This window comes from Novosphingobium sp. BL-S-19 (assembly GCF_055521675.1).
The window spans coordinates 917,375-934,202 of the sequence record NZ_CM145497.1; the positions used below are offsets into that span (position 1 = coordinate 917,375).

General features: G+C 65.5%; 12 protein-coding genes. 8 read left to right on the plus strand and 4 right to left on the minus strand.

The window, feature by feature from the left end; genetic code table 11:
• Positions 1 to 4: 4 nt before the first annotated feature.
• The 4 genes from ACZ1JV_RS03940 to ACZ1JV_RS03955 form a co-directional block, all read right to left on the minus strand.
• A complete protein-coding gene (locus ACZ1JV_RS03940) occupies positions 5 to 925 on the minus strand; it encodes a hydroxypyruvate isomerase family protein (RefSeq protein ID WP_465149680.1) in 921 nt (306 codons plus the stop codon).
• The gene (locus ACZ1JV_RS03945) at positions 922 to 2,226 is read right to left on the minus strand and encodes an MFS transporter (protein ID WP_465149681.1); all 1,305 of its coding nucleotides are present in this window, start codon (positions 2,224 to 2,226) and stop codon (positions 922 to 924) included. Before ACZ1JV_RS03945 ends, ACZ1JV_RS03940 begins: the two co-directional genes overlap by 4 nt.
• A gap of 79 nt (positions 2,227 to 2,305) precedes the next feature.
• A complete protein-coding gene (locus ACZ1JV_RS03950; RefSeq protein ID WP_465149682.1) occupies positions 2,306 to 3,349 on the minus strand; it encodes a sugar phosphate isomerase/epimerase family protein in 1,044 nt (347 codons plus the stop codon).
• A 14-nt stretch (positions 3,350 to 3,363) separates the two neighbouring features.
• Positions 3,364 to 3,744 carry a c-type cytochrome gene (locus ACZ1JV_RS03955; RefSeq protein WP_465149770.1) on the minus strand — a complete coding sequence of 127 codons (381 nt, stop codon included), beginning with the start codon at positions 3,742 to 3,744 and terminating at the stop codon, positions 3,364 to 3,366.
• Between the two features lie 117 nt (positions 3,745 to 3,861).
• On the opposite strand from ACZ1JV_RS03955, the gene ACZ1JV_RS03960 reads away from it, so the two are divergent.
• The 8 genes from ACZ1JV_RS03960 (at position 3,862) to ACZ1JV_RS03995 (ending at position 16,817) form a co-directional block, all read left to right on the plus strand.
• Positions 3,862 to 5,004 carry a Gfo/Idh/MocA family protein gene (locus ACZ1JV_RS03960; RefSeq protein WP_465149683.1) on the plus strand — a complete coding sequence of 381 codons (1,143 nt, stop codon included), beginning with the start codon at positions 3,862 to 3,864 and terminating at the stop codon, positions 5,002 to 5,004.
• Positions 5,005 to 5,179: 175 nt separating this feature from the next.
• Positions 5,180 to 5,701 carry a 2Fe-2S iron-sulfur cluster-binding protein gene (locus ACZ1JV_RS03965; RefSeq protein ID WP_465149684.1) on the plus strand — a complete coding sequence of 174 codons (522 nt, stop codon included), beginning with the start codon at positions 5,180 to 5,182 and terminating at the stop codon, positions 5,699 to 5,701.
• Entirely contained in the window at positions 5,698 to 6,684 is a 987-nt protein-coding gene (locus ACZ1JV_RS03970; RefSeq protein WP_465149685.1) for an FAD binding domain-containing protein, read from the plus strand. Before ACZ1JV_RS03965 ends, ACZ1JV_RS03970 begins: the two co-directional genes overlap by 4 nt.
• Positions 6,681 to 9,014: a xanthine dehydrogenase family protein molybdopterin-binding subunit gene (locus tag ACZ1JV_RS03975; RefSeq protein ID WP_465149686.1), complete on the plus strand. Its 2,334-nt coding sequence runs from the start codon at positions 6,681 to 6,683 to the stop codon at positions 9,012 to 9,014. Before ACZ1JV_RS03970 ends, ACZ1JV_RS03975 begins: the two co-directional genes overlap by 4 nt.
• Positions 9,015 to 9,254: 240 nt before the next feature.
• The gene (locus tag ACZ1JV_RS03980) at positions 9,255 to 13,481 is read left to right on the plus strand and encodes a molybdopterin-dependent oxidoreductase (protein ID WP_465149687.1); all 4,227 of its coding nucleotides are present in this window, start codon (positions 9,255 to 9,257) and stop codon (positions 13,479 to 13,481) included.
• Positions 13,482 to 13,551: 70 nt separating this feature from the next.
• Positions 13,552 to 14,133, plus strand: coding sequence for an ANTAR domain-containing response regulator (locus ACZ1JV_RS03985; protein ID WP_465140024.1), 582 nt, complete (start codon positions 13,552 to 13,554; stop codon positions 14,131 to 14,133).
• Positions 14,130 to 15,344 (plus strand): CmpA/NrtA family ABC transporter substrate-binding protein, encoded by a 1,215-nt coding sequence (locus ACZ1JV_RS03990; protein WP_465149688.1) that lies wholly within the window; start codon positions 14,130 to 14,132, stop codon positions 15,342 to 15,344. Before ACZ1JV_RS03985 ends, ACZ1JV_RS03990 begins: the two co-directional genes overlap by 4 nt.
• A 210-nt stretch (positions 15,345 to 15,554) precedes the next feature.
• Positions 15,555 to 16,817: a nitrate/nitrite transporter gene (locus tag ACZ1JV_RS03995; RefSeq protein WP_465149689.1), complete on the plus strand. Its 1,263-nt coding sequence runs from the start codon at positions 15,555 to 15,557 to the stop codon at positions 16,815 to 16,817.
• The last annotated feature ends 11 nt before the right edge of the window (positions 16,818 to 16,828 follow it).

Below are 16,828 nucleotides of genomic sequence, written 5' to 3' on the forward strand. Positions count from 1 at the left end.
CTTCTTATGTTCTGTCGATGGTCCGATAAGCGGCGATCAGCCGCTCCTCACCCTCTCGCCCGTCTATCGAGTTGCCATGTTCCATGCCGATCACACCGCCGTAGTTTCGGGCGCGCAGCCAGCTGACGATATTGGCGAAGTTGATTTCGCCGGTTCCCGGCTCCTTGCGGCCGGGATTGTCACCGAACTGGATGTAGCCGATCTCCGCCCAGCAGGCGTCGAGCGTCGGGATCAGGTTCCCGGACTGGATCTGCTCGTGATAGAGGTCCGCCAGAATCTTGACGCCCGGGCTGTTGGCCCCGCGCGCCACGGCATAGCCCTCGGCAATGGACTGCATGAACACGCCGGGGTGGTTGGTGCGCGTATTGAGCGGCTCCATCACCAGCGTCAGCCCGTGCGGCGCCACGATGTCTCCGGCGCGGCGCATGCAGTCGATGATCCGCCCCGTCTGGATCGCGACGGGCACCTTGCGGTCCATGAAGCCGGTAACGACCGTCATGTGCCTGGCATTAAGCCGTTTCGCGACTTCGATCGAAGTGCGAATATCCGCCAGAAAGGCATCGCGATCGGCATCGTCGTTGCTGCCCAGCACGGGACGGAAATCCGACCACTTGGGCATGCTGGCAACGAAGACGCCCATGGTCATGCCGCGCTGCGCCAACGCGCGGGCCATGGCTTCCTGCTGTTCGACCGGCCGCTTGCGCGCCTCATTGTCTTCCCAGGCGCGAAAGCCCTGATCGGCGGCGAAGGCGATCTGTTCCAGCAGATCCCCGCGACTGGCGAAGCTGCCCTCATGCGGCGCATAGCCAAGCGAGAAGTGCGCGGCGTTCGAGCCACCCTTGCCTGTGCCCGTGGCCGCCGAGAGCGCCGGCGCTGCCGCGACTGCCAGCCCGGTGGCGATCACCGAGCGTCGCGACATGCTCATGCGACGCCCTCCGCAACGCGGTTCGCCTTGCGGCCGGCGCGGCGTTCGGCCAGCCAGATCAGGCCGAACACGATCAGCAGCGTCAGCGGCACGAAAGTCAGTCGCGCGAAGGACTGCGAGGCGGCGGCATCTTCCACCGCGCGCAGTGCGGCGCCGCTCAGCTGCGTGAAGGCTTCGGGTCCGCCGGCAATCTCCACTTTCGCCTGATCGAACATCTCACCCAGGCGCGGCAGCACGAAGAAGCTGGCCAGTGCGCCGGCCGATCCCACCAGACCCAGCGCCCAGGAGTCGCCGCGCGGATAGCGTTCGGCAACGGAAGCCAGCATCGTCGGCCACATGGCGCAGACGCCCAGCCCCCAGACGGTCGATGCAAGGATCGCGGACATCGGCGACTGGGCCTGAGACAGCAGGAACAGGCCGATGGCGGCGAGCAGGCTCGATACCCAGAGCAGGCCCGGATTAGACAGCCGCCCGGCGATCCGCCCGGCGAAGTGGCGGAACACGAACATCAGCGCGCTGACGTAGACCAGCAGCAGGATACCGCGCATTCCCACGCGGTTGGTGAGGGCGACGTCGATCCACTGGCCGGGGGCCAGTTCGGAGGAGGCGGTAAGGAACATGGCGCCGAACCACACGAAGAAGCTGGGGCGGCGAACGACTTCCAGCATCATCTCCTTCATCGCGCGGCCACCGGCCGTGGCGGGCGGTTCGGGAAACCGGGTTGTCGCGGCGATCACGATCACGCCGATGGCGGGCAGGAACACCAGCGCCATGATCGCCTGCCAGGGCAGCAGCGGGGCCAGGAACACGCCGGCGAGCCCGCCGACGATTAGCCCGCCCGGATACCAGGCGTGGAGCACGTTCAGCCGATGCGTCGTGTCTTCGGGGTAAAGCCGCGCCGTCAGCGGATTGATCGAGGCTTCGGCAAAGCCCCAGCCAAGGCCGCTCAGCAACATGCCCAGCCACACCAGATGGTAGACCGCCATGCCGGTGGCGAAAACGCCGGCGCCCACGATCAGCGTGGTTCCAATCAGAAAGGCGACGCCGCAGCCGATCAAGACGCGGCGGATACCCACCCGGTCCAGCACGGCGCTGACGACGAAGACCGTGATCGAGAAGCCAAGGAACGCAGAGCCGAGCGCGGCCCCGATCATTTCACCCGCCGAAATCGGCGCGATGGGATCGATCCATTGCGCCTTCAGGCTGCTCGCAATCGCCGCGCGTAAGGACGCGCTCATGGACGCTGTGAAGAGCGCCAGAACGCTCAGCCAGAATAGCCTTTTCCGGTTAATGCCCGTCATGCCCGCTCCTCTACCCCTTTGCCCCGTGCGATGTTTGTTATCGGGGTCGTTCGTTATCGGGTTCGTTGTGCCGCTGCTGTCAGGTCAGACCCAGCCAGCGCCGGTTGTTGGCGGGATCGCCGCCCCCTGCGAAATCGTCGAATGCCCGTTCCGGCCGGCGGATCATGTGCGCCTCGATGAAAGGAGCCCCTTCACGCGCGCCGTCCTCCGGATGCTTCAGGCAGCATTCCCATTCCAGCACCGCCCAGCCGTCGTAGCCGTACTGCGTCAGGCGCGAGAATATGCCGGTGAAATCGACCTGACCGTCACCCAGCGAACGGAACCGGCCGGGGCGATCGACCCAGTCGGCATAGCCACCATAGACGCCGGCGCGACCGGTGGGATTGAGTTCCGCATCCTTCACATGGAACATCTTGATGCGGTCGTGATAGATGTCGATGAACTGGAGGTAGTCCATCGCCTGCAGCACGAAGTGGCTGGGGTCGTAGAGAATATTGGCCCGCGCATGGCCGCCGACGGCGTCCAGAAACCGCTCGAACGTCAAGCCGTCGTGCAGGTCTTCACCCGGATGCAGTTCATAGCAGAGATCGATACCCTCTTCGTCGTAGGCATCGAGGATCGGCTGCCAGCGGCGTCCCAGTTCCGCGAATGCCTCTTCCACCAGCCCTGCCGGACGCTGGGGCCACGGGTAGAAGAACGGCCATGCGAATGCTCCCGAAAAGGTTGCGCAGGCCGTCAAACCCAGTCGCCGGCTCGCCTTGGCTGCAAGCTTCAGCTGATCGACCGCCCAGACTTGCCACTCTGCCGGTTTGCCGCGCAGTTCGGCCGGTGCGAAATTGTCGAACGCCGCGTCATAGGCGGGGTGAACGGCAACCAGCTGCCCCTGCAGGTGGGTGGAGAGTTCGGTGATCTCCACGCCCGCCTCGCGGCAACGCCCGGCCAGCTCGTCGCAATAATCCTGGCTTTCCGCCGCGAGCGAAAGGTCCATGCAGCGGGGATCGTTGCTGGGCACCTGAATACCCTTGTACCCCGCCTGCGCCATCCACCGCGCGGCATTGTCCAAAGTGTCGAACGGGGCCGCGTCGCCCATGAACTGCGCCAGAAAGATTGCCGGACCGCGCATAGCCGATTGTCCCGTCACTTCAGGCTTTTGAGATAGGCGATGATCGCGGCGCGCTTGGCCGGATCGGGCGTGGCGATCGGCATGCGGGTGCCGGGCACCTTTTTCGCCGGAGCCGCCAGGAAGGCGTCGAGCGTCTGGTCGTCCCAGCTCAGCTTGGAGCCCTTGAGCGCCGGGGAATAGTTGAATCCGGGGGCCGATGCCGCCTGCCGGCCGGCAACGCCGTTCAGATTGGGGCCGATGCCGCTCTTCCCGCCCTTGTCCACGCTGTGGCAGGCGCGGCAGGCGTTGAACGGGGCGGGGGCCGTCTGCGCCATGGCCGACTGGGCAGTAAGGGGTACGGCAAAAATCACCGCCGCCGCAGCAGCGATAGGTGTCAGGCTGAGGCTTGCTGTCATGCGCATCCTCGACTCTCCATCTTATTTCTTATTGCCTTACGTTTACCGGTAAATCATATCGGATCAAGACCTGAATTTATGGCTTTATCGCCAGCAGAAAAAACAAGGAGAGCGGTGATGAAACGGACCCTGCGCCTCGCCATGGTCGGAGGCGGCGAAGGCGCCTTCATAGGCGCCATCCACCGGGCGGCAGCCGCCCTTGACGGCGATTGGCGGCTTGTGGCCGGCGCGTTCAGCAGCGACCCGGAACGCAACCGGCGCTCCGGCGAAATGCTGGGGATCGCGCCCGAGCGGACATATGCCTCGCTGGGTGCATTGCTGGCGGCGGAAGCGGCCTTGCCGGCCGACCAGCGAATCGATGCGGTGTCGATCGTGACGCCCAACCATCTGCACGCGCCCATGGCGATTGCGGCATTGGACGCGGGCTTTCACGTGTTCTGCGAAAAGCCCATGGCGCTCGACATGGAAGAATCGCGCCTGATCGCGCAGGCAGCGGCGCGGTCGGGATGCCAGTTCGGGCTTGCCTTCACCTACAGCGGCTATCCGCTGGTGGAAGAGGCCCGCGTTCGCGTGGCGCGCGGCGATTTCGGAAAGATTCGGCTGGTGCAGGTCGAATATTCGCAAGGCTGGCTGAGCCAGGCGATCGACCGGGATGGCAACAAGCAGGCGGAATGGCGCACCGATCCGGCGCGCGCCGGTTTGGGCGGGTGCCTTGGCGACATCGGCACGCACGCCTTTCATCTGGCGGAGCATGTCTCCGGATTGCAGGTGCAGGAACTCTGCGCGGATCTTGCGACCCACGTGCCCGGCCGCCGGCTGGACGATGATGTCAGCGTCCTGCTTCGCCTGAACGACGGCGCGCGCGGGACGCTCAAGGCGACGCAAGTGGCGGCGGGTGACGAGAATGGGCTGAAGCTGCGCATCCACGGCGAACACGGCGGGCTGGAATGGGCCCAGATGGAGCCCAATACGCTTACCTTGCGCTGGCTGGATCGCCCGGCCGAGATCATCCGCGCCGGTGGACCGGGGCTGGCCGATTCCACCCTTCGCCGCCTGCGGACCCCTTCGGGGCACCCGGAAGGCTATATCGAAGCCTTCGCCAACCTCTATCGCGCCTTCGCCAGCCGGATCGCGGACGGTGAGAGTGAATATGGCACATATCCGTCCGTCGAAGCCGGGCTGCGGACGATGGCCTTCGTCGAGAGCGTCGTCGCCAACGCCGCATCGGACCGCAAATGGACGGCGCTCGCCGGCGGGTAGGTCCCGAACCTGATCCGGAAACCGGAGGCTGCATCTCGCGGCCTTCGACGAAACGATCCCTGTGCCCGATGACCGGCGGCGGTCATCGGGCACTATGTGGCGGTGACCGAGTTGACCTGTAAGTGCGCCGGTCCGATTGGCCCGATCTGACCTTGCGCCTGAAAGGTCGATAGCCATGAGCCTGACCGTAAACGGCACCCTTGTAGACATGCCGCAGGATGCGCGTGTTTCGCTTCTCGATTATCTCCGCGAATATCTCCATCTGACCGGCACCAAGAAGGGGTGCGATCAGGGCGCGTGCGGCGCCTGTACCGTGCTGGTGGATGGAGAGCGGATTCTCTCCTGCCTGGCGCTGGCGGTGCAGTTCGGCGGGCGATCGGTCACCACGATAGAGGGGTTGGGCCAGCCGGGCCGCCTGCATCCTTTGCAGCAGGCTTTCGTGGACCATGACGGTTTCCAGTGCGGCTACTGCACGCCGGGCCAGATCTGCTCTGCGGTGGGCATGGCGGCGGAGATCGCGCGCGGCGTGCCCAGCCATGTGACGGCCGATCTGAATGCGGAGACCCTGACACTCACGCACGATGAGGTGCGCGAACGCATGAGCGGCAACTTGTGCCGCTGCGGCGCCTACAACGGCATCGTCGCCGCTGTGACCGAGACCTATGCCGACGAAAATCTGCAGGAGGCTGCGGAATGAACCCGTTCGACTACGCCCGCGCTGCCGATGTATCGGATGCGGTTCGCCGGGGCGCCGCCGGGGGCGCAAGATATCTTGGCGGTGGCACGAATCTGGTCGACCTCATGCGCGAGACGATCGAAAGGGCGGACAGTCTCGTCGATGTGACAGGGCTGTCGAACACGATTGAGGAATTGCCGGATGGAGGGCTGCGGATCGGGGCCGCGGCGCGCAACACGGCGGTGGCCGAAAACCGGCAGGTGCGCCGGCGCTATCCGCTGCTTGCCCGGGCCATAGTGGCAGGGGCCAGCGCGCAGATCCGGAACATGGCGACCGTGGGCGGCAATCTTCTCCAACGCACGCGCTGCGCCTATTTCTACGACGATCAGGGATCGCGCTGCAACAAGCGCAAGCCGGGCGCGGGGTGCGACGCGGTTGCGGGTTTCAATCGCAACCACGCCATTCTGGGCGCATCGCCCGCCTGCGTTGCGGTGCACCCTTCCGACATGTGCGTCGCTCTCGCCGCGCTGGATGCCGTCGTCCATATTCAGAGTGCCGGCGGCGCGCGCCGCCTGGCGTTCAATGATCTTCATCGTCTGCCGGGAGAGCGGCCGGATATTGAGACCATGCTCGAACCCGGCGAACTGATCACGGCGGTCGATCTCCCCCCGCTTTCGTTCGGCGCCCGGTCCGCCTATCGCAAAGTGCGCGACCGTTCGAGCTATGCCTTCGCGCTGGTTTCGGTTGCCGCGGCGCTGGATGTCGAGGGCGGGCAGGTGCGCGATGCGCGCATTGCCCTGGGCGGTGTGGCGCACAAGCCGTGGCGCGCGGCGCGGGCCGAGGCGGTGCTGCGAGGCGCGCCGGCGTGCGCGGAGGCATTTGCGGCGGCGGCCGACGCCGAACTGGCCGATACCCGGCCGCTGTCCGGCAATGCGTTCAAGATCGAGCTTGTGCGCCGCACGCTCGTTGCCGTGCTTGCGCAACTGGCGGGAGAGCGCGCATGAGCATCGTGAACGATGCCAAGAATGCGGTGCAGGGCGCCCTTCAGGGGGTGATGGCCAAGGCCGTTGCTCTCGCTCCCGACAGCTGGATCCCCGGCGGCGAGCCCGATCCCCTGATCCGGGAGCGTTACGGCCACGTCGGCAAGCCGCTTTCGCGTATCGACGGTCCGCTCAAGGTGGCCGGGCAGGCACGATTTGCGGCGGAATTCCCGATGGAGGGGATGGTTTACGCGGCGCTGGTGTTCAGCACGGTTGCCAGGGGCCGCATCGCCGCGATCGATACGACGCAGGCAGAGAATGCCCCCGGCGTCGTGGCAGTGATGGATCATCGCAACGCACCCCGTCTTGCCCCGCCGCCCGTCTTCATGTCGGCCCCCAAGGCCGCAAACGGCGATAGCCTGCCGATCCTGCAGGACGCCGAGATCCACTGGAACGGGCAGCCGGTGGCGGTGGTTCTTGCCGAAACGCAGGAGCAGGCCAATCATGCGGTCTCGCTCGTCCGGGTGGAGTATGAAGAGGCACCCGCGCTCACATCCCTGGAAAAAGCGCGAGGAGGGGGCACGCGTCCAGCCATGTTCATGGGGCAGCCGCTCCATGACGAGCGCGGCGATGCCGAAGCGGCGCTGTCCCAGGCGGACGTTGCCGTGGACGCCACCTATCGGACGCCGCGACACAATCACAACGCCATCGAATTGCACGCCGTCACCGTCGCATGGCAGGGCGATGTCCTGCGCATCCACGATGCGTCGCAACTGGTCGCGCATACGGCCTGGTCTATCGGCAAGATGTTCGACATGCCGGAAGACAAGGTCGTCGTCACGTCCCCCTTCGTGGGCGGCGGATTCGGCGGGAAATGCCTGTGGCAGCATCAGGTGCTGGCGGCGCTGGCCGCCAAGCTGTGCGATCGGCCGGTGCGTCTCGTCCTCTCGCGAGAGGGGGTCTATCGCCTGGTCGGCGGGCGGTCGCTCACGGAACAGCGCGTCGCCCTCGGCGCGGATCGGGACGGGCACCTGAAGGCACTGATCCACACGGGCCTCACCGTGAAGACAGCCACCAATGCCATGCCGGAACCGTTCATTCTCCCGACGCGCAGTGCTTATGCGTCAGAGACGATGAAGCTCGATGTGCAGACGGTGGAACTGGACATGCTGGCGAACACCTTCATGCGCGCGCCGGGGGAATCCGTCGGCACTTTCGCGCTGGAAAGCGCGATGGACGAACTGGCTGCGGCGCTGGGTATCGATCCGATCGAACTGCGTATCCGCAACGAGCCGGAGAAGGATCCGCTTTCCGGTCTGCCGTTCTCCTCCCGCCAGATCGTCGAGGCATGGCGCGCCGGTGCGGTGCGCTTCGGCTGGGACCGGCGCGATCCCCGGCCGCGAATGCGGCGTGAGGGGGAATGGTGGGTGGGCATGGGCTGCGCCACGGGGACTTATCCCTATTACCGTATGCCCGGCGGCGCTGCGCGGATCACACTGACCGCGGAAGGACGGGCCGTGGTCGATATCGCCGCGCACGAAATGGGCATGGGCACCGCTACCGCCCAGACCCAAGTGGCGGCCGAACGGCTGGGCCTGCCGATCGAGGCCGTCGCGTTCAATTATGGCGATTCCACGCTTCCCGGCGTCGTTCTGGCGGGGGGATCGCAACAGACGGCGTCGATCGGTGCGGCAGTGGGCGCGGCGCACCGCGAACTTGTGAAGGCGCTGCTCAAGCTGGCCGGCAACGATTCCCCTCTGGCGGGGCTCAAGCCGGATGAGGTTATCAGCCGCGACATGGGCTTGTGCAAAGCCGGCGATCCTGCCCGCCACGAAAGCTATGCGTCCATCCTGTCCCGCGCGCGGCAGGACGCGGTAAGCGTCGTGGCCGAGGGCCCCCCGCCGCTGGAGACGATGCACTGGTCGATGCACAGCCATGCCGCGATGTTCTGCGAAGTGCGGGTAAACGCCGTGACCGGCGAACCACGGGTCAGCCGCTTCCTCGGTTCGTTCGATTGCGGCCGGATTCTCAATCCCAAGACCGCGACCAGTCAGTTTCGCGGCGGCATCATCATGGGGCTGGGCCTTGCGCTGATGGAAGAAACGCAGTTCGACGAGCGCACGGGCCGCGTGATGAACCCGAGCCTTTCGGAGTACCATGTGCCCGTGCACATGGATGTGCCGGAGATCGACGTGATCTGGACGGACGTACCGGACCCGCACGCCGCGATGGGGGCAAGGGGGATCGGCGAGATCGGGATCACCGGCACCGGCGCGGCGGTTGCCAATGCGATCTACAACGCCATCGGCACGCGTGTGCGCGACTTGCCGATCACGCTGGATAAATTGCTTTAGCGCCGTGAAAGCGCAGCGGCCAAGCCGCTTCCGGCCGGTGTGGCGGGAGCGATTGTGCAGCGCAAAAAGCCTCTTGCGAGTCCCGGCCTCATCTGAGTAATGTACGCCTGACTGAGGGCCGGCCCGCAACGACGCGGGGATCGGTTTCCCGGATTATCATCATTTCAAAGTGGCAACGGCGCCATCGATCCATCCGTGCGGGTGGTGATCGATGGCGCTTTTTTCGTGCGGAAGGCAGGCGTGAACCGCAAGACCGTCAAAAGCGTGTGCCCCTATTGCGGCGTCGGCTGCGGCATCGTCATGGATGTCGCCGATGGCCGGATCGTCAAGGTAACGGGCGACAAGAGCCACCCGACCAACTTCGGCCGGCTCTGCACCAAGGGCGCCAGTTGCAACGTCCCCGTCACGGCACCGGGGCGGGCCGACGCGGCCTATATCCGTATTGCCGGCAGCACCGATCAGGGCGTCATTCCCATGGCGGAAGCGATCGACCGGACGGCCAGCGGCCTGCGCGCGATCATCGACAGGGATGGCCCCGATGCGGTGTCTTTCTACGTTTCCGGGCAGATGTCGCTGGAAGCGCAATACCTGGCCAACAAGCTTTGCAAGGGATTCATCGGCACCAACAATATCGAGAGCAATTCGCGGCTCTGCATGGCAAGCGCCGCCAGTGGCTACAAGCTGTCGATCGGCGCCGACGGTCCGCCGGGATCCTATCAGGATTTCGACAAGGCGGATCTGTTCTTCGTCATCGGCGCCAACATGGCGGACTGTCATCCGATCCTGTTCCTGCGCATGATGGACCGGGTGAAAGCCGGCGCGAAGCTGATCGTCGTCGATCCGCGCCGCAATGCCACGGCCGACAAGGCGGACTTGTTTATGCAGGTGCGGCCGGGCACCGATCTTGCACTGCTCAACGGCCTTTTGCATCTGCTGGCGGTCTCCGGCCGGATCGATACCGACTTCATCGATCAATTCACGCAAGGCTGGGAGGCGATGCCGGATTTTCTGGCGGACTACGCGCCCGACCGCGTCTCCGAAATTACCGGCATAGCCGAGGCGGACCTGCGCCGGGCCGCCGAGTGGATCGGTGCTGCGGGCGAGTGGATGACCTGCTGGACCATGGGCCTGAACCAGAGCACCCACGGCACCTGGAACACCAATGCGATCTGCAACCTGCATTTGGCGACCGGCGCGATCTGCCGGCCGGGCAGCGGGCCATTCTCGCTGACCGGGCAGCCGAATGCGATGGGTGGGCGCGAAATGGGCTATATGGGACCGGGCCTTCCCGGCCAGCGGGCGACCACCAGCGAAGCCGACCGGCATTTCGTGGAGGATGCCTGGGGCGTGCCCCGGGGGACGCTCCGCACCGAAACCGGCGCGGGCACGGTCGCGATGTTCGAGGATATGGCCGCAGGGCGCATCAAGGCGTGCTGGATCATCTGCACCAACCCGGTAGCCAGCGTCTCCAATCGCCAGACGGTGATCGCGGGCCTGCAGGCCGCCGAACTGGTGATCAGCCAGGACGTCTACATCGACACGGAAACGAACCGCCATGCCGACATCATCCTGCCCGGCGCGCTCTGGGCCGAGGCGGAGGGGGTGATGATCAATTCCGAGCGTAATCTGACGCTGATGCAAAAGGCTGTCGATCCGCCGGGAGAGGCGATGGCGGATTGGCAGATCATTGCCCGCGTGGCCTGCGCCATGGGTTACGCCGATGCCTTCACATACGCCTCTGCCGCGGAGGTTTTCGAAGAAATCCGCCAGTTTCGCAATATGAGAACGGGCTATGACATTCGCGGCGTCAGCCACGAACGTCTGCGGCAGGGCCCGATGCAATGGCCCTGTTCGCCGGAGGTCGATAGCGATCGCAATCCGATCCGCTACCTCAATGACGGCGTCTCTCAAGCCCTCCGTGTGGAGCCGGATGGCACGCGGCCGCGCATCGCTTTTCCCACGGAAAGCGGGAAGGCCCATTTCCTGCTCCGGCCCCATATGTCGCCCGCCGAGATGCCGGACGATGACTATCCGCTGGTGCTCAACACCGGCCGTCTGCAGCACCAATGGCATACGCTGACCAAGACCGGGAAAGTGCCCACGCTGGGCAAGCTCAATCCCGGCCCCTTCGTCGAAATCCACCCCGAGGATGCGGCATCGTTGGGAATTGCAGAGCGCGATCAGGTGGAAGTGCGCTCGCGCCGCGGCCGGGCCGTGCTGCCGGCCGTGGTCACGGACAGGGTTCGCCCCGGCAATTGCTTCGCGCCGTTTCACTGGAACGACGTTTTCGGCGACGATCTTGCCATCAATGCGGTCACCAGCGATGCGGTGGACGCGATTTCCCTGCAACCGGAATTCAAGTTTTCCGCCGTGGCGCTGATGCGGGTTTCCGGCCCGGCCGAGAGTGCGGCCGCAGAACAGCCATCCGAAGGGCAAAGTGCCGATCTGGCGCCTTCGCCATCGCTTTCGGGGTATTCACCCATGCATCAGGCCGCCGTCGATGTGTTCGAACGCGTGATGGGGCTGGCGGTCGCCCAGCCGCCGCGTCTTTCCGATGAGGAAAGGGCCTATCTTACCGGCTTCACGTCGGGCCTGCGTTCATTGGAAACGATGCCGGCGCGCGAAGTGCCTCTGGTTCCGCAAGGTTCGCCGTTCGATCCGGAGCGACGGCACTATGTGAACGGATTGCTGGCCGGCCTTTTCGCGCGGGCACCGCTTCCCGATGGCGGCGGAGCGATTGTCGCCTCACCATCGGTGCATTCGCCCTCACGCGAAATCCTGCTGCTCTGGGCCTCGCAAACGGGGAATGCCGAAGCGTTTGCGGAGGCTTGCGCTGACGCGTTGAAACAGGCGCGGTACGATGTTCGGCTACTGGCCATGGATGCGGTGAAGCCCGCCGAACTGGCAAGTGCCGATGCGGTGCTGCTGATCGCCAGCACATTTGGAGACGGCGATGCGCCGGACAATGGCGGGCAATTCTGGTCGGCCTTGACCGATGCAGCGGCTCCGCGCCTTGAGGGCCTGCGCTATTCCGTTCTGGCGTTTGGAGATTCCAGCTACGATCAGTTCTGCGGCTTCGGGCGCAAGCTGGATGCGCGGCTGGAGGAACTGGGGGCGGCAAGACTGGCCCCGCGCATCGATTGCGAACCCGATTATGAGGACACCGCTGCGACCTGGATGGCAAGCGCCCTTTCCGCGCTTCAACCGGATCCCGGCGGCGGACAATACCCGGTCGCGCAATCCCCGGTCGCGCAATCCCCGGCCGCACAATCCCCGCCCGCACAATCCCTGGAAGTGGCGGCGGCCGATCATGCCCCGATCGCGGCGGCAGCCACGACGCCGATCGCCGCCTATTCCCGAAAAGCGCCGCTTCGCACGGCGCTTTCGCGAAATGTGCTGTTGAGCGGGGCTGGTGCGACAAAGGAGGTGCGCCAGCTGGGTTTCGATCTGGCCGGGCATGATTTCGCCTACAAGGCCGGGGATTCGCTGGGCGTCTGGCCGGTAAACTGCCCCGCGCTGGCCACGGAGATACTGGACGTTCTCGATCTCTCCGCCGATGCGCCGGTCACCGTCAAGCAGGTCGGCGAGATGACGCTGGCAGAGGCGCTCATGCGCCATTGGGATATAGCCCGTCTCAACCGCAATATTCTCGAACTGATCGCGGAGCGCTGTCCGGACGCGGCCTTCGCGCCGCTGCTCGATCCGGACCGCAAAGCGCAATTCGACCAGTGGCTGTGGGGGCGCCAGATTGCCGACGTTCTGCACGAGACCGGCGTTCGTCTGAGCCCGGGCGATCTGGGGCAGGTCATGCGCCCGCTGCAACCGCGCTTCTATTCGATCGCGTCCAGCCCCCACGCGCAGCGGGACGAAGTGCAACTCACCGTCTCGACGGTTCGATATTCCTGCCAGGGTCGCGGGCGCCACGGCGTATGTTCGGCGTTCATGGCCGACCGGGCGCAGGATGCCGACGTTGGCATCTTTCTTCAGGCGGCGGCCCATTTCCACCCGCCGGCCGATCCGGCGCGCGGCGCGATCATGGTTGGGCCGGGCACCGGCATCGCGCCTTTTCGCGGTTTTCTGCATGACCGGCAGGCCCGCGGCGCCAAGGGGCGCAACTGGTTGTTCTTCGGCGAGCAGCACGCGGAGACCGACTTCTATTATCGCGACGAGATCGACGAATGGCGCCGGAACGGCCATCTCGACCGGCTCAGCCTGGCGTTCTCGCGCGATCAGGCAGAGAAAGTCTATGTCCAGCACCGGATGCTGGAGGAAGGCGCGGAACTCTGGCGGTGGCTGGACGACGGCGCCCATTTCTACGTCTGCGGCGAGGCTGGCAGGATGGCCAAGGATGTCGACAGGACGTTGAAGCAGATCGTTGCCCGGCATGGCGGAATGAGCGGCGAGGACGCTAACGACTATGTCGCGCAGATGCAGAGCGAAAAGCGTTATGTCCGGGATGTCTACTGATCCGCGCGGTCCTCGTTGACATGGCGCGCGCACTCAACGATCAGCGACGGCGCTATGCCGGGGGCGGGAAATGAGAATCGTCATCATCGATGACAGCGGCCTGCGCGCCACCGTCCTTGAGGAAGGGCTGCGCGAGGCCGGCTACGACGATATTCACATCGTCCCCCCGCGCGGCGCTTTCGTCGCGCGGTTGGAACGCATGGCGCCCGATGTCGTGCTGATGGATCTAGGCAGCCCCAGCCGCGACACGCTGGAGGAAATGCTGTCGGTCAGCCGCGCGCTGGCGCGGCCCATCGCCATGTTCGTCGACCAGTCGGACGAGGCGATGATCGGCGCCGCCATAGATGCGGGCGTTTCGGCCTATGTCGTCGATGGCCTGCGCAAGGAGCGCGTGAAGCCGGTGCTGGAACTGGCAGTGCGGCGCTTCAACGCATTCTCCAGAATGCAGACCGAGCTGGAGGAAGCGCGCACCGCGCTGGCCGACCGCAAGGTGCTCGACCGCGCGAAATCGATCCTGATGAACCAGCGCGGCCTTTCCGAGCAGGACGCCTATGGCCTGCTGCGCACCAGCGCGATGAATCAGGGCAAGAAGATCGTGGACGTGGCGCAGGCGCTGATTACCGCCAGCGACCTTCTGGGAGGCGGACTATGACGACCAACCTTCGCATCGCCTTCCTGCCGCTGAACGATGTGGCCGTGCTGGCGGCGGCGCGCGAGCGCGGTTTTGCCGAAGAAGAAGGCATCGCGCTCGACCTCGTACGCACGACGAGCTGGGCTACGCTGCGCGACCGTCTGGTCTACGGGCAAGTGCAGGCCGCGCACATGCTGGCGCCGCTCGCAGTGGCTGTGACGCTGGGGCTCAGCCAGCAGCCGGCCGCCTTGGCCGCGCCGTACAAGCTGGGCGTCAACGGCAACATGCTGGTGATGGCACGGGATTTTGCTGCCGCGCTGGAGCCCGATCCGGCCCGGCGGCTTGCCGATCCTGTCGCGACTGCCCACGATTTCGCCTCAGCCATCGGGTTATGGCGGCGCAAGCCGGTGATCGGCGTGGTGCACCGCTTCTCCAGCCATGCCCTGATGCTGCGATACTGGTTGGCGAGCGCGGGCATCGACCCGGACCGTGACGTGGTGCTGCGGGTACTGCCGCCTTCGCTCACCGTCGAGGCGATCCATGCCGAAGAGATCGATGGGTTTATCGCCGGCGAACCCTGGGGCAGTGCGGCGATCGATTCCGGCCGAGCCGAGGCCGTCGCCATCGGGGAGCGGATCTGGCAGCGCGGGGTGGAGAAAGTGCTGGCTTTCCGCGAGACATGGCTGGACGAGAACCCCGAAACCGTCGATCGCCTGCTGCGCGCGCTGGCCCGAGCCGCCGCCTGGTGCGACGAGCCCGCCAATCATGAGACGCTCGCCGATCTGCTGGCCGACGCGCGCTATGTGAACCAGCCTGCCGATCTGATCCTGCGCGCTCTGTCGGGCCGGATCATTCCGCGCGCAGGGGATACTGCGGTCGACGCCCGCGATTTCGTGCTGTTTTCGCGCGAGGCGACGTCCTTCCCCTGGCGCAGTCAGGCGCTATGGATCTACTCCCAGCTGGTTCGCTGGGGCATGGTCGAGCATTCTGCCGAAAACGCCGCGAAAGCCGGGGCGGTGTTCCGCCCCGACGTGTTCCGCCGCGCGCTTGCCGGCAGCGATGTGCCGATGCCGGGGGCCAGCATGAAACTGGAAGGCGCGGTGGCCAGCCCGCTGGCCGTCGGCTCCCGCAAGGGCGACCTGACCTTGGGCGCCGATCGCTTCTTCGACGGGCGCGTGTTCGATCCCGACCGGATTGACGAATATCTGAAGGGCTTTTCGCAGTCGCACTGAAAGCGGCCGAAATTTTGTGCCTTGCAACATGAGCCGAATCGGCTGATGATGCAGATCTCACGCGAAGGCGCGTGACCATATTCGGATGCGCTGCTTCAACGGTGGAGCGCCATCCTCACCGAAATTCGCAGCAAAGCCGCTGACCGGTCTCACCCAAGGGTGACGTCCGGCCTGCGGCTTTTTTCGTGTCCGTTTTACGGGGGACTTACGATGGCAACCGCTTACTGGGAACGTGACGGAGAGGCCGCTTCGGCCGAAAATGCACCTGCGGCAGCGCCCGCGACCAGCTTCTGGAAAGCCGGCCATGTGCCGACGCTGATCGCAGCCTTTCTCTATTTCGACCTCGCCTTCATGGTCTGGGTCTTGCTGGGCCCGCTGGCGCCGGAGATTTCCAAGACGCTTGGCCTGACGCCTGCCGAAAAGGGCCTGATGGTCGCCCTGCCGACGCTTGCCGGTGCGGTACTGCGGGTGGTCAACGGGCTGCTGGTGGACCGCATCGGGCCCAAGCGTTCGGGCGCGATCAGCCAGCTGATCGTGATCGCGGGATTGTTCACCGCATGGCTGGTGGGCGTGAACAGCTTCGGCGGGACGCTGGCGCTGGGCGTCATCCTCGGTTTCGCAGGCGCCAGCTTTGCCATCGCCTTGCCGCTCGCCAGTCGCTGGTACCCGGCCGAGCATCAGGGCAAGGCCATGGGGCTGGCCGGTATGGGCAATTCGGGCACGGTGCTGGCATCGCTGTTCGCGCCGATGCTGGCGAAGATGTTCGGCTGGAACGCGGTGCTGGGCCTTGCCTGCATCCCGCTTTCGCTAGTCTTCGTCGCCTACCTGATCCTGGCCAAGGATGCCCCGAACCAGCCCGCGCCGCGCCGGCTGGTCGATTATTTCGAGCCGCTCAAGCAAGCCGACGCCTGGTGGCTGATGGCGTTTTACGCGGTGACGTTCGGTGGTTTCGTCGGCCTTGCCGCCTCGCTGCCGATCTATTTCACCGAACAGTTCGGGCTGACCACGATCATGGCCGGCTACTGCACGGCGGGCTGCGTCTTTGCAGGATCGCTGGTTCGCCCGATGGGTGGGGCCCTGGCTGACCGCATCGGCGGGGTGAAGGCGTTGATGATGGTCTACGCGTTTGCCGCCTTCGCGCTCGTCGGCGTGGCGCAGGCGCATTCGCTGCCGGGAGCGCTGGGCATGTTCGTGCTGGCGATGCTGGCGCTGGGCACTGGCAATGGTGCGGTCTTCCAGCTCGTACCGCAGCGCTTTCAGGCGGAGATCGGCGTGATGACCGGGCTTGTCGGCATGGCAGGCGGGATCGGTGGGTTCTACCTCGCCAGCTCGCTGGGCCTTGCCAAGCAGATCACCGGAAGCTTTGCTCCCGGTTTCCTGATTTTCGCCGGGCTTGCCGTGGCCGCGCTCACTGCCGTGGCCTGCGTCAAGACACGCTGGCGCGCGAGCTGGAAGACGGCCGCGCGGATCTGATTGGAGAGGAG